The sequence below is a fragment of the Winogradskyella sp. HB-48 genome, from assembly GCF_049942685.1.
GTDB lineage: Bacteria > Bacteroidota > Bacteroidia > Flavobacteriales > Flavobacteriaceae > Winogradskyella.
This window is the reverse complement of sequence record NZ_CP187934.1, coordinates 789,970-807,771: the sequence shown is the minus strand read 5'-3', so window position 1 is coordinate 807,771 and position 17,802 is coordinate 789,970. Positions and strand designations below refer to the sequence as shown.

The window sequence follows — 17,802 nt, the reverse complement described above, 5'->3', positions numbered from 1 at the left end:
ATGAGTACCGTTGATTTAGAAAAAGAAAAAAAGTATAATAAGTGGATTGTCGCTTTATCAATCATAATTCCTGTTGCAGTAGCAGCCCTTTTTGGTATTAATCTTCATGAGCTCGGTTTCGATGTGGAGCCTTTAACAATGCTTCCGTCGATTTATGCTGGTATTAATGGTCTAACAGCTATAGTTCTAATTGTCGCTGTTGTGGCTATCAAAAATAAAAACAGGAAACTACACGAAAATTTGATGAAGTTTGCTATTGCGTTATCCGTTATGTTTCTTGTAATGTATGTAGCTTACCATATGACAAGCGATTCAACAAAATTTGGTGGAGAGGGAGCTGTAAAATATATATACTACTTTATACTCATAACTCATATTTTGCTATCAGTCGTTATTATTCCATTTGTGCTAATAACTTATGTTAGAGCTATAACTAACAATATTGAAAGACACAAAAAAATAGCCAAAATTACATTTCCATTATGGCTATATGTAGCGGTAACAGGTGTCATAGTTTATTTCATGATTTCACCTTATTATGCTTAATCTGAGAAAGAAAATACTATTTGTAATTTTTGCCTTGTTCATGGCATTTAATACACGTGCTCAATGCGCCATGTGTAGAGCAGTATTAGAAAGTGGTGACGATCAGTCCGCTGCTGAGGGTATAAATGATGGTATTATGTTTTTGATGGCTGTACCCTATATTTTAGTTGCTGTAATTGGCTTTTATGTTTACAGAACTTTCGGTCGATCAAAAAAGACAAGAAATATAGACAATTCTTTGTAACAAATTACAAGCTTAATAGTCTAAATCATAGGGTTTAAAAGGAAGTCTTAACAGTTTATTGGCAGAAAAGGCTTTTAGATTTTCTTAAACTTGCATGTTTTAATAAGCCAACTATGATCCAAATAAAAGATTTGCATAAATCTTACCATATGGGAAGCAACTCGCTTCACGTTTTGAAGGGTATCAATTTTAACGTACAAGAAGGTGAACTCGTATCAATCATGGGATCTTCAGGGTCTGGTAAATCTACTTTGTTAAACATTTTAGGAATGTTAGATGAAGCTGATATGGGCGAATACATTTTAGATGGAGTTCCAATAAAAAATCTAAACGAAAAAATAGCAGCAAAATATAGAAACGAGTTTCTCGGGTTTATATTTCAATCATTTAATCTTATCAACTATAAAAGCGCTCTAGATAACGTTTCAATGCCGCTATATTATAAAGGCATAAAACGCAAAGAACGAACCGATAAGGCTATGTATTACCTTGAAAAAGTTGGTCTTGCAGAATGGTCTCATCATTTGCCTAGTGAATTGTCTGGTGGACAAAAGCAACGTGTTGCTATCGCTAGAGCATTAGCAAGTGAGCCAAAAGTACTTTTAGCAGATGAACCTACGGGTGCTTTAGATACTAAAACGTCTTACGAAGTCATGGAACTTATCCAAGGCATTAATGATGAAGGAAAGACAATTTTGGTAGTAACGCACGAACATGATATTGCACAGATGACCAAGCGCATCGTTAATCTTAAAGACGGTGTTATCATCGATGATAGTAAAGTAGAACAAGTAAGAGCCTCAGCAAATGTTTGATTTAGAACGCTGGCAAGAAATATTTGAAACCTTACGAAAAAACAAACTTCGTACTTTCTTAACTGGGCTTTCAGTGGCATCAGGAATATTTATTTTGGTTATTCTTTTGGGTTTTAGCACAGGTATCTCTAATGGTGTAAAATCACAATTCGAACAAGATGCAACCAATAGAATTTCTGTTTGGACAGGAGTAACAACAAAAGGATATAAAGGGCTAAATCCTGGTAGATATGTTCAGCTTAAGAATTCAAGCTTCGAATCTGTAGAGAGAAAATATGACAACTATTTTGAATATAGAAGTAAGGATTACATGATTTGGGGTGGTACTGTAACCTACAAAAATGAAACCGGAAATTATAGAATTAGAGGGACATTACCAGATAATCAGTTTATTGAAAATGCTGACATAGGTTATGGTCGTTTTGTTAGTCAATTGGATTTGGACGATAAGAAGAAAGTAGCTGTTATCGGCAATAAAATGAAAAAGGATTTGTTTAAAGAGGAAGATCCTATTGACAAAAATATTCAAATTTTTGGCGTAAACTTTAAAGTGGTTGGTGTCTTTTATGATCCAGGTGGCGATAGAGAGGAAAGTCAAGTTTATATACCTGTAACTACAGCTCAACAAGTCTTTAATGCAGGTGATAACATCAGAAACATGTCGTTTACGGTTAAAATGTCAGATAGTTTTGATGAAGCTGTAGCGCAGTCTACTGTAATTGCTCAGGGTATAGAAGCCCAGATCAAAGAACTCCACACTGTGGCACCAGATGATCAGAGCGCAGTTCGCGTAAACAATACTTTAGAAGAAGCTCAAAAAATATATTCTCTCATAGCGACTATACAAGCCGTATTTTGGTTTGTAGGTATAGGAACAATTATTGCTGGTATAGTTGGTGTAGGAAATATTATGCTAATAATTGTAAAAGAGCGTACAAAAGAGATTGGTATTAGAAAAGCTTTAGGAGCATTACCGATGTCTATCGTTGGAATGATTTTACAAGAAGCGGTATTTGTTACTATTTTTGCAGGTTTATTCGGATTAATTTTTGGATTGGGCTTACTAGAATTAGTTGGGCCACAAATAGATAATGATTTTATAAAATATCCACAGGTAAATTTCAATATCGCTTTAACAACAGTATTTATATTAGTAATAGCTGGAGCTTTTGCAGGCTTCATACCAGCCTACAGAGCTGCAAAAATTAAACCCATAGTTGCATTAAGAGACGAATAATATGTTTAACAGAGACCGTTGGAGTGAAATATTAGAGGCCTTGAATGCAAATAAGTTTAGAACTATTTTAACCGCATTTGGCGTATTTTGGGGAATTACCATATTGGTGCTCCTTTTGGCTTTAACTAATGGTTTAAAAAATGGAGTGACTGCCGATTTTGGTGATTTTGCAACAAACTCTATGTTTATGTGGACCCAAGGTACTTCAAAACCCTATAAAGGGCTTCCCAAAGGGAGATACTTCAACTACAAACTAGATGATGTAGCAGCGATCAAGTCGGAAATACAAAATCTTAAATATGTCTCACCAAGAAATCAGCTAGGTGGTTTTAGAGGTGCAAATAACGTCATTAGAGGAACAAAGACAGGTGCTTTTGAAATTTACGGTGATTACCCAGAGTATATAAAACAGCAACCCATGGATATTCTCCAAGGACGTTTTTTGAGTTATTCTGATATCAACGAAAAGAGAAAAATTTGCGTCATAGGTACGGGTGTTGTAAAAGGTTTGTATGATAAAGACGAAGAAATTTTAGGAAGCTATATTAAAATTAATGGAGTTAATTTTAAGGTTGTTGGTACATTTAAAATGAGTAATAGTCAAGGGGATGATGAGCAAGATGCTAGTACTATTTATATACCGTTTACCACATTTTCACAAGCCTTTAATAGAGGAGATAATGTGGGTTGGATGGCAATAACTGCCGTAGATGATGTGCCTATAACTTCCATAAAACAACAAATTTTTGATTTAATGAAGTACAGGCATAAAGTACACCCAGAAGATGATCGTGCCATTGGTCATTTTGATTTATCGGAGCAATTTGGGAGAATAAGCGGTCTATTTTCAATATTGACCGTAGTAGGATATTTTGTTGGAGCTTTAGTACTAATGTCTGGTATTATTGGAATCAACAACATCATGTTAATTGTAGTAAAGGAACGTACAAAAGAAATTGGCGTAAGACGCGCACTTGGTGCAACACCATGGATGATTAAAGGTCAAATTCTTCAAGAAAGTTTGGTGCTTACCATTTTATCTGGGATGTTAGGAGTGTCCTTTGCAGCCTTGGTAATATGGGTTTTAAATTACATATTAGATCAGGCAGGTACTGTAGAAAATTTTGCTAATCCAAGTGTTGGTATGCAGGTTGTTTTTACAGCACTTATTATACTAGTAGTTTCAGGTCTTTTGGCAGGATTAATTCCCGCTAACAGAGCAACAAAAATGAAACCAGTAGATGCATTAAGAATAGAATAAAAGGTTTATCGATAATAAATTATATCAATCAAAGATGAAAAGAACAACAACAGTCATCGTATTAATTTTAATAGTAGTAACATTTGGGATTTCACTTTTTTACCTATGGTCAAAAAATCAAGAAGACCCAATAACCTATACTTCAGAAAGTCCAACAGAGCAAACTATTGTGGTTAAAACTGTAGCTACAGGTAGTATAGTACCAAAAGAGGAAGTGCTCATTAAGCCAAATATTTCTGGTGTTGTAGATGAAGTCTTTGTAGAAGCAGGAGAGTATGTAAAACAAGGGGATTTAATTGCCCAAATTAGAGTAATACCTAATGTATCTAATTTAACAAGCGCTAAGAATAATATAGCATCTAACCAAACAGCTTTACAAACAGCAGAGATTAACTTTAAGACACAAAAAGCAATTTACGATCGCCAAAAAGCATTGTTTGATAAAGGTGTAATCTCTGCAAATGATTTCGATCAGGTAAATAATACATATCTTCAAGCTAAGCAACAAGTTGAGCAAGCAAGAATTAATGTTACGCAATCGCGTCAAAATTATGACATTATAAAAACAGGAACAACATCTGGGTTAGGTAATATAGCGCAGACACAAGTAAGGGCTACAGTTTCAGGAATGGTTTTAGACGTTCCTGTAAAAGCTGGTAACCAAGTTATTGAAGCTAATAATTTTAATGAAGGAACATCAATTGCTTCATTGGCAGATGTTACCAAAATGATTTTTGAAGGTAAAGTAGATGAAAGTGAAGTAGGCAAGATTAAAGAAGGATTGCCTCTAGAGATTACCGTAGGTGCTATTGAAGACGAAAAATTTGACGCAGTTTTAGATTACATTGCTCCAAAAGGTGTAGCAGAAAATGGGGCTATTCAATTTGAAATTAAAGGGTCGCTCAAGAAAGTGGACTCAACTTTCATTAGAGCGGGTTTAAGTGCTAACGCTTCTATTATTTTGGACAAAGCCGAAAATGTATTAGCCATTAAAGAAGCTTTAGTACAGTATGATGATAAGACGAAAGCACCATTTGTTGAGGTCGAAGTAGGTGACCAAAAATTCGAAAGAAAAGAGGTTGAGTTAGGAATTAGTGATGGTATTTTTGTTGAAGTAAAAAATGGAGTAACTAAAGATGATAAAATAAAAGTTTGGAATCAAGTACAGGGTATTCCAAAATATGCACAACAATAATTTTAACACTTAGTGTAACACATTACAATTTATATAGACATATAAGCATGAAAAAATCAATCATATTAATAATAACGTTTTTTGTGGCTCTTGGTAATGCACAGGATAAAAAATGGACACTTTTAGAATGTGTTAATTATGCATTAGAGAACAATATTTCAATAAAACAAAGTGAGTTAGATACAAATTTAGCCGACATAGCAAAAAAAGATGCCATAGGTAATTTTTTACCTTCGCTTAATGCTAATGGTAGCTTCGGACAAAATACAGGTGCCAATATTAACCCGGCTACAAACCAGTTTGAAAACAACACCTTTGAGTCTGCTAACGGTTCTATCAGTTCTGGTATTAATATTTTTAACGGATTAGCTAATTGGAAAACCTTACAAAGAGCAAAGCTTAATCAAATGGCTTCTCAGTATGGTTTGGATAGAATGAAGGATGATATATCGCTTATGGTTGCAAATTCCTTTTTACAAATCTTAGCAAACAGAGAACAGTTGCGAGTTTTAAAAGCTCAAAACCAGGTAACAAAAGAAAATATTAAAAACACACAAGACTTAGTGGATGCTGGTGTATTACCTCAAGGAGATTTGTTAGAGATACAAGCTACAGACGCCACACAAGAGCAACAAATTATCAATGCTGAAAATACCTTGTTTATTTCAAAATTGGGTCTTGCACAAACACTACAACTAAAAGATTATCTAAATTTTGATATTGTAGAGGTAGACTATGGTCTGGTTGCTGCTGATATTTTAGATAGAACACCATCAGAAATCGCAGAAAAGGCAAAAGAAGAAGTTAATAATGTATTGATAGCTAAAGCCAATTTAGAGGTTGCAGAAAAAGATTTAGAAATAACGAGAGCAAGTTATTTTCCAACGTTATCAGGTTTTGTGCAGTACAATACGCGTTGGGCAAGTTCCCAAACCAATCCATTTACAGGTGAGGATATCCCTTTTATAGATCAGCTATACATTTTTGATGGTACTTCACTTGGACTTCAACTTAGAATTCCAGTTTTTAATGGATTTAGTGTTAGAAACAACGTTCAAAGAAGTAAAGTAGCGATAGAGCGTCAAAAATTTCAATTAGAACAAACCGAATTAGATTTAGAATCCACAGTATATCAAGCTTACAACGATGCTAAGAATTCTAAAAAATCCTACGAAGCAGCTTTAAAAACAGAAGAAGCACGTCGTTTAGCATTTGAATATGCTAAGGAACGCTATGACGTTGGTTTGTCTAATTCGTTTGATTTTAATCAATCGAGAACTGCATATGAAAATGCACAATCTGATGTGGTAAGAACAAAATATGATTATATTTTTAGACTTAAAATATTAGAATTCTATTTTGGACTACCAATAACCGACTTAAATTAATTTAAAATGAGTAAGACTGTAAAAATTATCATTGGTGTATTTGTCTTGGTGCTTGTACTTTTATTGGCAGGGAAATCAATGGGATGGTTTGGTAAAAAAGGAAATTTCAAAGAAGTTATTGTAAAAGAAGTTACTCTAAAAGATATTGTTGAAACTGTTTCCGCTACAGGTAAGATACAGCCAGAAGTAGAAGTTAAAATTTCATCTGAAGTATCTGGTGAAATTTTAGAGCTGCCTTTTAAGGAAGGGCAAGAGGTAAAAAAAGGGGATTTATTAGTCAGAGTAAATCCTGATTTAATTCAATCTGCCGTAAATAGAAGCCAAGCTACATACCAAAATGTAAGAGCAAACTTAGAGCAAGCCGAGGCTACTTTAAAACAAGCTAAAGCAGATTATGATCGTAACAAATCATTATTTGATAAAGGTGTAATTTCTAAAGCTGATTGGGACAGAGCAATCGCCAACTACGAGACTGCTGTAGCAGGAAGAAGCTCAGCGTATTATAGTGTTCAAAGTGCGGCTGCCTCTGTAAATGAAGCTAAAGATAATTTAACAAGAACAACAATTTATGCACCAATGAGCGGTACAATTTCTTTGCTCAATGTTGAACTTGGAGAGCGTGTTGTAGGAACTCAACAAATGGCTGGTACTGAAATTTTGCGAGTTGCCAACCTTAATAATATGGAAGTTGAAGTAGATGTTAATGAGAATGATATTGTTAAGGTAAGTATTGGTGATTCCACAATTGTTGAGGTTGATGCCTACTTAAAGAAAGAGTTTAAAGGAATAGTTACCGAAATTGCTAATTCTGCTGCTGGTAACTTAACCGCAGATCAGGTTACAAATTTTAAAGTTAAGGTTAGAATTTTAGAAGAATCTTATAAAGATTTGACAGAAGGAAAACCAGAAACGTATTCTCCTTTTAGACCTGGTATGACAGCTACAGTAGATATAATTACCAAAACAAGGAAAAATGCTATTGCAGTGCCAATTAGTGCAATTGTAATAAAGACAGATACGAGTTCGACTAAAAAGCCTTTTGAGAAAAAAGAAAGCTTTGAAAATGATGGCATTCAAAAAGAAGAAGAGAAGTTTGAATGTGTATTCATAGATGATAATGGTAAAGCTAAGTTGAGAGTAGTGAAAACTGGTATTCAAGATGATTCTAATATTGAAATTACTTCAGGTTTATCTAAAGATGATAAAATTATAACAGGACCTTATAATGTAGTTTCAAAAACATTAAAGCCAGGAGACCTTATTGAGCAAAAAAATAAAAAAGAAGAACCCTCAGAAGATAAAAAAGAGGAATAAAACATAAGTCGATTTATTAATGGCTCTGATACTTAATATAGAAACAGCCACAACTAATTGTTCAGTCTCTCTATCTAAAGATGGAGAGACTTTAGTTTTAAAGGAAGATAATAGTGCTGGCTATTCTCATGCAGAAACCTTACATGTATATATAAAAGATGTATTTGACGAAGCTAACATTGAAGCTAAAAATATAGATGCTGTAGCAGTAAGTAAAGGGCCTGGTTCATACACAGGTTTGCGTATAGGTGTATCTTCTGCTAAAGGATTAAGCTATGCTTTAAATAAGCCATTAATTTCAGTATCTACTTTAGAGAGTTTGTCTCATCAGGTAGATATAGATGAAGGTGTAATTGTACCGATGCTAGATGCACGTCGTATGGAAGTGTATTCAGCTATTTTCAATCACAATTATGAATTGATAAGAGACATTAAGGCTGAAGTATTAACTGAAGACAGTTATGCTGATTTGTTAAATCAAAACAAAGTCTATTTTATAGGTAATGGTGTGGGCAAAACACAACAACTTATTCAGCATCCCAATGCTATATTTATAGAAGATAAATTACCATCTGCAAATGAAATGGGACTTCTTTCAGATATAAAGTATAAAAAAAGCGACATTGAAGATGTCGCCTATTTTGAACCTCATTATTTAAAAGATTTTGTAGCCATAAAAAAGAAGGCTTAGCCTTGCTTTTGTATCTCTACAGTGTGAGGGTATGGTATCTCTATACCAGCTGCGTCTAACGCTTCTTTAACATTTTCAGTAACATCAAAATATACGTCCCAATAGTATTCTGCTTTGCACCATGGTCTTACGGCAAAATTAACTGAACTGTCAGCCAGCTCTAATACTGTAACCATAGGTGCAGGGTCATTTAAAATTTTAGGATGAGAAGTAAGGACATTCATTAAAACCTCTTTTGTTTGTTTAATATCTGCATCATAGCTAACACCAAATACTAAATCTACACGTCTGGTGCCTTCTGTAGTGTAGTTAATAATATTGCCATTAGAAAGTGCACCATTAGGAATAATGATTTCTTTGTTAGAGAGTCCAGTTAATTTAGTTGTGAAAATTTCAATCTCCTTAACGACTCCGATTTCTCCTTGGGCTTCTATAAGGTCTCCAATCTTAAATGGCCTAAAAGTCATTATTAAAACACCACCTGCAAAATTACCGAGAGACCCTTGTAAAGCCATACCGACGGCTAAACCTGCTGCTGCCAATATCGCTGCAAATGATGTGGTTTCAACACCAACGGTGCCGAGTACGACAAGAATTAATACAATTTTAAAAATCCAGCTAATTAGATTGAGCAAAAACTTTTTTAAGCTATCATCATAATTAGCTTTGGTCATACCTTTTTTAATACCTTTCATTACCATTTTAATGATCCAGCTACCAATAATCCAAATGAGAATTGCAGCTAAAACTTTTGGTGCAAATTCAACAATTAAGTCACGCCCTTTATTTATCCAATCTTGAGTTTCCATAATGATTAATTTAATTAAAAAAAAACTCGGTAATAAAACCGAGTAAATTTAAAGTGTTGTTTTGCAATTATTTAACTTCAAATGTCAACTTTAAGTTAACTCTAAATTCAGTAACATCATCACCTTTTACAATAGCACTTTGATCTTGTACGTATACTGAACGAATGTTCTTAACAGTTTTAGATGCTTCTTTTACAGCTTTTTTAGTTGCATCTTCCCAACTTTTGTCTGAATTAGATAATACTTCAATTACTTTTAATACTGCCATAATATATTGTTTTATTAGGTTAATACTTTTTAGAAACATGTAAATTTAAAAAGTCATCTAAAGTTAAGGAATTTTAACCATTTATAGCATCTACGGTGATAGAAGTATCATTTAACATCTCCTTGAGCATATTCTCTATACCATTTTTTAGTGTAAAAGTAGAAGAAGGACAGCCACTACATGCACCTTGAAGCAATACTTCTACTTTTTTTGTTTTAACGTCATAAGACCTAAATTCTATATTTCCACCATCACTTGCCACAGCAGGTTTTACATATTCTTCAAGAATATTTACAATGTTTTTTGAAGTGTCATCAAGAGCTTCATATTTTTTTTCTATTGCTTCTTCAGTTTTATTGAGTTGTTTGGGTGCATCATCATTTAGAATAGTCTTGCCTTCTTCAACATAAGACTTTATAAATTCTCTAAGTTGTAATGTAATTTCTTCCCATTCAATAATGTCAAACTTTGTAATAGAAATAAAGTTTTTTTCCATAAAAACGTTTTTCACAAATGGAAACTGGAATAATGCAGTCGCAAGTGGGGATGGCTTAGCCTCTTCAATAGAAGTAAATTCATATACATTTGGAACTAACACCTTATTACAAACAAATTTAAGTACACTAGGATTAGGGGTACTCTCTGCATAAACAGTAACCGCAGCTTTTGGTTTTATAGCATCTTCAGTAACGATTATGCCATTATTTGATAAATATTCTTCAATTTGCTTAGCCACTTCGTCTTGCACGTCTGACCATGTAACAATATTATAACGTTCAATGGCAATAAAATTTGAGGCTATGTATACTTTTTTAACAAAGGGCAAATAGAATAATTGTTGTGCTAATGGCGAATCTTTGGCATCATCTATATTGTTGAATTCAAAACTATTATGATTAGTTAGAAATCGATCAGCTTCAAATTTCAATATGCTTTCGTTAGAGGTAGATACTATTGTGATTTTTGTCTTTGGCATCTTTTTTATGCAAAAATATGAAATATCGAGATGAAACGTTAATCCTATAATTAATGTTTTGTAACTAATTTCTTAAGTCAATTCATTTTATTTGATTAAATTTCGTCCTCATTTATGAAAACAGCTCTCAAAATGTTGATATTATTACATTTTTTGATTTGTTTTTAAATGAATCCTAACTAACTATGAGAAAGATATTATTTGTAATCGCACTGATTATTTCAGCTTTTGGATTTTCTCAAGATCTCTCGATGCAAAATGGAACGTTTGCACGTTGCGAGCCGGATAAGTTCTTTGATTCTGGTGGCGAATTTGGGAACTATGGAAATGATGAAAACTTTACAATCACAATTTGCCCACCAAATGCAGATGAATTCATAATATTAGACTTTATTAGCTTTAGTACACAGTTAAATGCAGATATTTTAACTGTATATGATGGTGATAATATCACAGCTGCTGTTATAGGAACATATTCTGGAGTTGCATCACCTGGTACTATAATCGCTTCGGATACTAATACCTCAGGATGTTTAACCGTAACATTTACATCCAATGGCTCTGGTAATACAACAGGTTGGGAAGCAGACATTACCTGTGCAGTTTCTTGCCAAACCATAACACCACAAATTGTCAGTACTACACCAGCAGAAACGTTTCCTAATGTTGTTGAGATTTTGCCAGGTGAAACCGTAGATTTTGTTGGTGGTGCTACATTCTCTGTAGATGGTACAAATGCTAATTATTCTTGGAATTTTGGTGATGGTAATACGGCTACAGGAACTAATGTGTCCAACACATATAACACATCAGGAACATATCTTGTGACATTAACAGTACAAGATGATAATCCAGTTGGTTGTCAAGAAAGTATAACATTTTTTGTTAATGTGTTAGAGCCCATCGTTACTATAAATAGTTCAGCATACCAAGAATCTTCATTTACCTTGGAAGAGTTGATTGAAAATGTTTTAGTTTCAGGTGGGTGTTCAGGGGTTGATAATTTCGAGGTGCAAGTTAGTGGAGCACCTAATGCTCTTCAAACTAAAAGTTATGGATATTTTACAAGAGGGGGAGCCGTTAATTTTCCGTTCCAAGAAGGAATTGTGTTGTCTACAGGAAGGGCATATGAAGGGGGTAATCAAGATGATGGACCAGGTACAACAGCATCAACAAATCTCGGTTTAGCTGGAGACGCTGAGCTAGAGGCTCTTTTCTTGCCATCAGATCCAACGTTTAATTCTAATGACGCTACATACGTCAAATTCAATTTTGTGCCTACAGCAAATACGATAAGTTTTCGTTACATCATGTTCTCTGAAGAATATGATGGGAGTACCGAATGTAGTTTTGCTGATGCTTTTGCTTTTCTATTACGCGAAGTAGGGACAACAGCATATACTAATTTGGCGGTCTTACCTGATGGTACGCCAGTAAGTGTTACCAATATTAATAATTCAGGTACGTGTACTGATAATCCAGCTTTTTTTGAAGGGTATGAATTAGGCGATACCAATTATGGAGGGCGTACGGTTGTTTTAACTGCAACAGCTACTGTTATCCCAAATACAACATATGAGATTAAACTTGTTGTTGCCGATGAAGGCGACTCTATTTGGGATTCAGCTATATTTTTAGAAGCAGGCAGTTTTAATCTTGGAGGTGAGTTAGGAGACGATATAACAATTGCTGCTGGTACTGCTGAATGTGGTGGTAATTCAATTACTTTAGACACAGAAGCACCAACAGCAACACATACATGGTATTATTCTCCAGATTCTGATGATTTAAATGATGCTACTATTATAAATGGAGAAACAGGTTCCACAATCGATATAACAGATGAAGGGTATTATTTTGTTAATGTGGTTTTTGCACCGGGATGTGAGACTTCTGATAGTATACTGGTAGAGTTTAAGCCAAGCCCAACTGCTAATACAGCATTAGATTTATCTATTTGTGATGCCGATGGAACAGCGGAATTTGATTTGTCAGAAAATGACGATGACGTATTAGGGAGTCAAGACCCAAATGACTTTATTATCACATATCATCTCACCGAACAAGATGCGATTGATAATGTTGGTGCTTTACCAACAAATTATACTAACGTATCCAATCCACAGACTATATGGGTTCGTATAGCCGATGCTTCTCAAGAGTGTTTTGCGACTACTTCATTTCAACTTCTATTTACTGATCTTACAATTGGAAATACAATTAGTCCAATACAGGTTTGCGATGGCGACATAATAGATGGAATAGGAACTTTTACTTTAACTGATAGGGACACTGAGATTATTGATGTAAATGACCCTAATGATGTAACTGTAACTTATCATTTAACTCAAGCTGATGCAGAAAACGGTGTATTACCTTTGGTATCACCTTATAACAATGTCACACCAAACAACCAGACTGTTTATGCACGTCTAGAGGATAATATTAATAACGAATGTTACAGTATCACGACCTTGGACTTGGAGGTCTTGGGCAACCCGGTTGCGAACGTACCAACTGATCTGGAGGTCTGCGATGATGATTTGGACGAGTTTGCGGAGTTCGATCTTAGCGACCGCGATGCGGAGGTGATCGGGGCCCAGACAGGGGTTATAGTGACCTACCATGCCACGCCAGGGGATGCCGATTTGGGTACTGGCGTGCTTCCGACACTCTACACTAATGCTGTAGCGGGCATAGACGAGGTCTACGTGCGCATCGAGAACGGTGCTGGCTGTTATGACACCACTTTGTTACAGTTGATAGTCAACCCATTGCCTTCTGTCGTAGAGGTAAGTCCATATGAGCTATGTGACGAAAATAATCCAGGTAACGAGCAGGAGCTCTTCGATCTGACGACCAAGGATGCCGAGATATTGAACGGGCAGGTAAATGTTACGGTAAGCTATTACGCCAACCTAGCTGATGCAGATGCAAACATAAACGAAATAATAGGCCTATATGCCAATACAGACAGCCCACAAACAATCTATGCGGTACTGACCAATACGAATACGGGCTGTAGTTCGCATGCCACCTTTGATCTTGTAGTAAACCCGTTGCCGGCCCTGATAGCCCCGACCCCTTTGGAGGTATGCGATGATGGCACACCAGATGGATTAACGTCGATAGACATCAGCATCAAGAACATAGAGATCAGCGGCAACAACCCGGGCTATTCGGTGAGCTATTACCTGAACCAGTCCGATGCCGATGCAGAGGTGAACCCGCTGGCCATACCGTACACCAATATCAGCAACCCACAGACCATTTTCGTACGCGTAGAGGACACCACAACGGGCTGTTACGATACGACGACCTTGGATCTTGTAGTAGAGCAGGCGCCAGTAGCCAACACACCGGCACCGCTGCGCTATTGTGATCCGGACAACGATGGGTTTGGGATATTTACCCTTACCGATGCGGACAATGAGATCACGGGAGGGATAGCAGGCCTAACGGTAACCTATCACGAAACTTTTGCCAATGCGGATAATGGTGTAGATGCCATAGATACCACTGTAGACTACAACAATATCGTAGTAAACGCACAGACCCTATATGCACGCGTGGAGAGTGCCACTATTGCCACGGACTGTGCGACCATAGTGGAGCTACAGCTTATCGTAGAGCCAACGCCGCAGATCATAGAACCGACACCATTGGAAGAATGCGACGATGCCTCGGCCGATGGTTTTGCACTGTTCGATCTCACGAGCAAGGCACCTGAAATACTGAACGGTCTGGATGCGATGCAGTACACGGTAAGTTATTACGAGAGCCAGGCCAATGCAGAGCTTGGCAACAACCCGATAGCGAACCCAACGGGCTATACCAATACCACGGCCAATACCCAGATCATTTGGGTACGTGTGGAAGACACCAATACGGTGGAAGGCTGTTACAAGATCACAAGTCTGGAACTGATCGTCAACCCATTGCCGGTATTGGTACAGCCAATGCCATTGGAGCTTTGTGACGTCGACAATCCAGGGGACGAGCAGGAAGCCTTCACCTTGGAAGATGCCAATGCAGAGATACTGAACGGGCAGACCGGGATCACACTGACGTACTACGAGACCCAAATGGATGCGGACAATGCAACGAACCCGATAGCGAGCCCATATGTCAATACGATGAACGCCCAAACAATCTATGTAAGGGCGGAGAACGACGTCACGGGTTGCTACAGTACCATAACGGTGACCTTGAGGGTAGATCCGATCCCATCGCCAGAACCGGATCCGGACCCAATAGAAGTCTGTGATGATGACAATGATGGCTTTGCGGAGTTCGATTTGGAGATCCGTACGTTAGAGATTACCAATGGAGAGCCAAACGTGGTGATTACCTACCACGAGACACAGGAAGAAGCCGAACAGGGCACCAATGCCATTACGGGACTGTACACCAATATTGTAGCGAACAGCCAAATGATCTATGTACGTTCCGAGAGTACCGTTACGGGCTGTTACAGTTTGACACAGAACACGTTGGAACTGATCGTGGTGCCATCGCCGGAAGTACCAACGGACCTAGAGCCATTGGCGATCTGTGATGACAACGATGATGGCATAGCACAGTTTGACCTGACGCAGCGCGATACCGATATCTTAGGGGGGCAAGACCCAACAGAAGTAACATTAACCTACCATGTTACGGCAGTAGATGCGCAGACGGGGAACAACCCGATCATCAATGTAGGGAACTACACCAACACCATGAACCCTCAGACCGTTTACGTAAGGTTGTACAACCCGACCACGGGCTGTCAGGATACTGGCGAGTTCGAGATCCAGGTACAGTTACCGCCAGAGCCGGTACAACCAACGCCATTGGAGCTGTGCGATGATCTGGGTGAGGTACCAGGGGACGAGATGACGGTGTTCGACTTAACGGTCAAGGACTCTGAAATAACAGGAGGCAATGCAAGTTGGTCGGTAGCGTACTATGAAACCAATGCCGATGCACAGGCACAGACGAATGTCATCGCCGACCCAACACAGTATACCAACACTTCCGTAAACGGTCTTCCGGCCAACCCACAGACTTTGTACGTTGTGGTAACGGATACGGATACGGGCTGTGTGGCCTATACGACGATGACCATAAGGGTATTGCCAAACCCTACACCGACACCAAGTGATCAATTACCGGATCTGGAACTGTGCGATGATATCAATACAGGAGATGGGGTAGAGGTGTTCGATCTAACAGAGAACGAAGTGCTGATCATAAACGGTGAGGCCGGAGTGACAGCGACGTACCACGAAACACCGGAAGACGCAGACTCAGGTGATAATGCGATAGCAGACCCAACGCAGTATACCAATGCAGATACACCGGAACAGGAGATCTATGTAAGGGTGACCAATGACGTAACAGGCTGTTATGCCGTTGTCAACTTTACGATACGCGTCTATCCATTACCGGAAGTAGTTGCAGTAACGGACTTTATACAGTGTGAGCTGAACACTGACGGATTTGACAGTTTTGACCTGACCAGCAAGGATGAGGAAGTCTTAAACGGACAAGACCCAGCACGTTATATCGTAACCTACCATGAGACCTTGGCAGACGCAGAAGCAGGTATGAACGCACTTGTAAGCCCATACACCAATATTACAAACCCACAAGAGATCTATGTAACGATAACGGATAACGTAACGGGCTGTTCCATCAGTACGCAGCGCTTTGACCTTCAGGTAGACGAAGCGGCACAGGCCAATCCGGATATGATGGATATTGTCTATGAAGCCTGTGATGATAATATAGAGACCGACGGAGATCCAAGTGACGACAGCACCCAGTTTACCTTGTCCACACAGGATGGGTTTGTACTGGACGGGCAAGACCCGGCCAATTATATCGTTACGTACTTCGCTACGGAAGAAGATGCAAATCTCAACGTTAACCCACTGCCAGACCTTTATGAGAACGTGGTAAACCCACAGGTCATCTATGCAAGAGTAGATAACAATGCCTTAGCGGTAATACCTATCGCATTAGATTTAACTGCATTGACTGCAGGATTGGATCTAGATGCCAATGGAACTGTAGATACCTATGACACGGATGCAGACGGAGTATTCGATTTGATAGACGTCGATGGGGACGGCCTATCGGATGGCATCGATGCCAATGCCGATGGTCTGTATGAGTTTGTGGACATAGATGGGGACGGAAACGGAGACCCAGTGGACCTTAACAATGACGGAATATTCGATAACCAGCAGGACGGTTCCATCTGTTACGAAGTCGCACCATTGACCCTTCAGGTCAATCCAAGACCGAACTTTGACCTAGCTGAGAGCTACATTTTGTGTGTGGATACCAACGGCACCGAAATCCTGGACCCATTGGTGTTGGATACTGGATTGTCGGATACCGATTACAGTTTTGTATGGACCTTTAACGGAGAGGTTATTGCAGCCGAGACCGGTTCGAGCATGATGCCGGGCCAAGGGGGTACCTATGGTGTCACGGTAACGGATATCAGTACCTCTACGGTAACCAATTGTGAGACTTACGATGAGACCGTAGTAGTGGAAAGTGCACCGCCGACGTTAGTGGCCGAAGTGGTAACACAAGTTTTTGGCAATAACAACGTTATAGAAGCATTGGCTACCGGAATAGGTGAGTACGAGTACAGCCTTGACGGAGGCCCATGGGTGGATGCACTGGAAGATGGCTCGGTACGGTTTACTGGGGTGTCGCAAGGATTGCATACGGTAACGGCCAGGGACAGGAACGGTTGTGGCATCACGACCCAGGAGGTGTTCGTGATCGATTATCCGAAGTACTTTACGCCGAACGGTGACGGGATACACGAGACGTGGAACATAGAGGGCATTGGAAGTAGCGCCAAAATTTATATATTTGACCGCTACGGGAAGCTGCTCAAGCAGATCAGCCCGGAAGGCCAGGGATGGGACGGGACGTTCAACGGCAACAACATGCCGTCTAGCGACTACTGGTTCACGGTAGAGTACGAAGAGCCCCTTACCAACCAGATTAAAGAGTTCAAAGCCCATTTTACCTTGAAACGATAAAATAAA

13 protein-coding genes are annotated in these 17,802 nt (G+C 38.3%); 10 read left to right on the top strand and 3 right to left on the bottom strand.

The window, feature by feature from the left end; translation table 11 throughout:
* The 9 genes from ACPX19_RS03710 (at position 1) to tsaB (ending at position 8,691) form a co-directional block, all read left to right on the top strand.
* A complete protein-coding gene (locus tag ACPX19_RS03710) occupies positions 1–546 on the top strand; it encodes a DUF420 domain-containing protein (protein WP_426431561.1) in 546 nt (181 codons plus the stop codon).
* Positions 547–586: 40 nt separating this feature from the next.
* Positions 587–790: a hypothetical protein gene (locus tag ACPX19_RS03705; protein ID WP_426431560.1), complete on the top strand. Its 204-nt coding sequence runs from the start codon at positions 587–589 to the stop codon at positions 788–790.
* Positions 791–903: 113 nt separating this feature from the next.
* Positions 904–1,605, top strand: coding sequence for an ABC transporter ATP-binding protein (locus ACPX19_RS03700; RefSeq protein WP_426431559.1), 702 nt, complete (start codon positions 904–906; stop codon positions 1,603–1,605).
* The gene (locus ACPX19_RS03695) at positions 1,598–2,842 is read left to right on the top strand and encodes an ABC transporter permease (protein WP_426431557.1); all 1,245 of its coding nucleotides are present in this window, start codon (positions 1,598–1,600) and stop codon (positions 2,840–2,842) included. The genes ACPX19_RS03700 and ACPX19_RS03695 overlap by 8 nt, the downstream gene beginning before the upstream one ends.
* Position 2,843: 1 nt before the next feature.
* Entirely contained in the window at positions 2,844–4,103 is a 1,260-nt protein-coding gene (locus ACPX19_RS03690) for an ABC transporter permease (RefSeq protein ID WP_426431556.1), read from the top strand.
* Between the two features lie 34 nt (positions 4,104–4,137).
* The gene (locus ACPX19_RS03685) at positions 4,138–5,298 is read left to right on the top strand and encodes an efflux RND transporter periplasmic adaptor subunit (protein WP_426431555.1); all 1,161 of its coding nucleotides are present in this window, start codon (positions 4,138–4,140) and stop codon (positions 5,296–5,298) included.
* 47 nt (positions 5,299–5,345) lie between these two features.
* The gene (locus ACPX19_RS03680) at positions 5,346–6,686 is read left to right on the top strand and encodes a TolC family protein (protein ID WP_426431554.1); all 1,341 of its coding nucleotides are present in this window, start codon (positions 5,346–5,348) and stop codon (positions 6,684–6,686) included.
* 6 nt (positions 6,687–6,692) lie between these two features.
* The gene (locus tag ACPX19_RS03675) at positions 6,693–8,000 is read left to right on the top strand and encodes an efflux RND transporter periplasmic adaptor subunit (RefSeq protein WP_426431552.1); all 1,308 of its coding nucleotides are present in this window, start codon (positions 6,693–6,695) and stop codon (positions 7,998–8,000) included.
* A 19-nt stretch (positions 8,001–8,019) separates the two neighbouring features.
* The gene (gene tsaB, locus ACPX19_RS03670) at positions 8,020–8,691 is read left to right on the top strand and encodes a tRNA (adenosine(37)-N6)-threonylcarbamoyltransferase complex dimerization subunit type 1 TsaB (RefSeq protein ID WP_426431551.1); all 672 of its coding nucleotides are present in this window, start codon (positions 8,020–8,022) and stop codon (positions 8,689–8,691) included.
* On the opposite strand, the gene ACPX19_RS03665 is transcribed toward tsaB, so the two are convergent.
* From ACPX19_RS03665 to ACPX19_RS03655, 3 genes are all read right to left on the bottom strand, one after another.
* Entirely contained in the window at positions 8,688–9,500 is an 813-nt protein-coding gene (locus ACPX19_RS03665) for a mechanosensitive ion channel family protein (protein WP_426431550.1), read from the bottom strand. The two genes, tsaB and ACPX19_RS03665, sit on opposite strands and share 4 nt — an antisense overlap.
* A gap of 67 nt (positions 9,501–9,567) precedes the next feature.
* Entirely contained in the window at positions 9,568–9,768 is a 201-nt protein-coding gene (locus ACPX19_RS03660; protein WP_138432236.1) for a dodecin family protein, read from the bottom strand.
* Between the two features lie 73 nt (positions 9,769–9,841).
* Positions 9,842–10,744, bottom strand: coding sequence for a NifU family protein (locus ACPX19_RS03655; protein ID WP_426431548.1), 903 nt, complete (start codon positions 10,742–10,744; stop codon positions 9,842–9,844).
* 185 nt (positions 10,745–10,929) lie between these two features.
* Between ACPX19_RS03655 and ACPX19_RS03650 the strand changes: the two genes are divergently transcribed.
* Positions 10,930–17,796 carry a choice-of-anchor L domain-containing protein gene (locus ACPX19_RS03650; RefSeq protein ID WP_426431547.1) on the top strand — a complete coding sequence of 2,289 codons (6,867 nt, stop codon included), beginning with the start codon at positions 10,930–10,932 and terminating at the stop codon, positions 17,794–17,796.
* Positions 17,797–17,802: the final 6 nt, after the last annotated feature.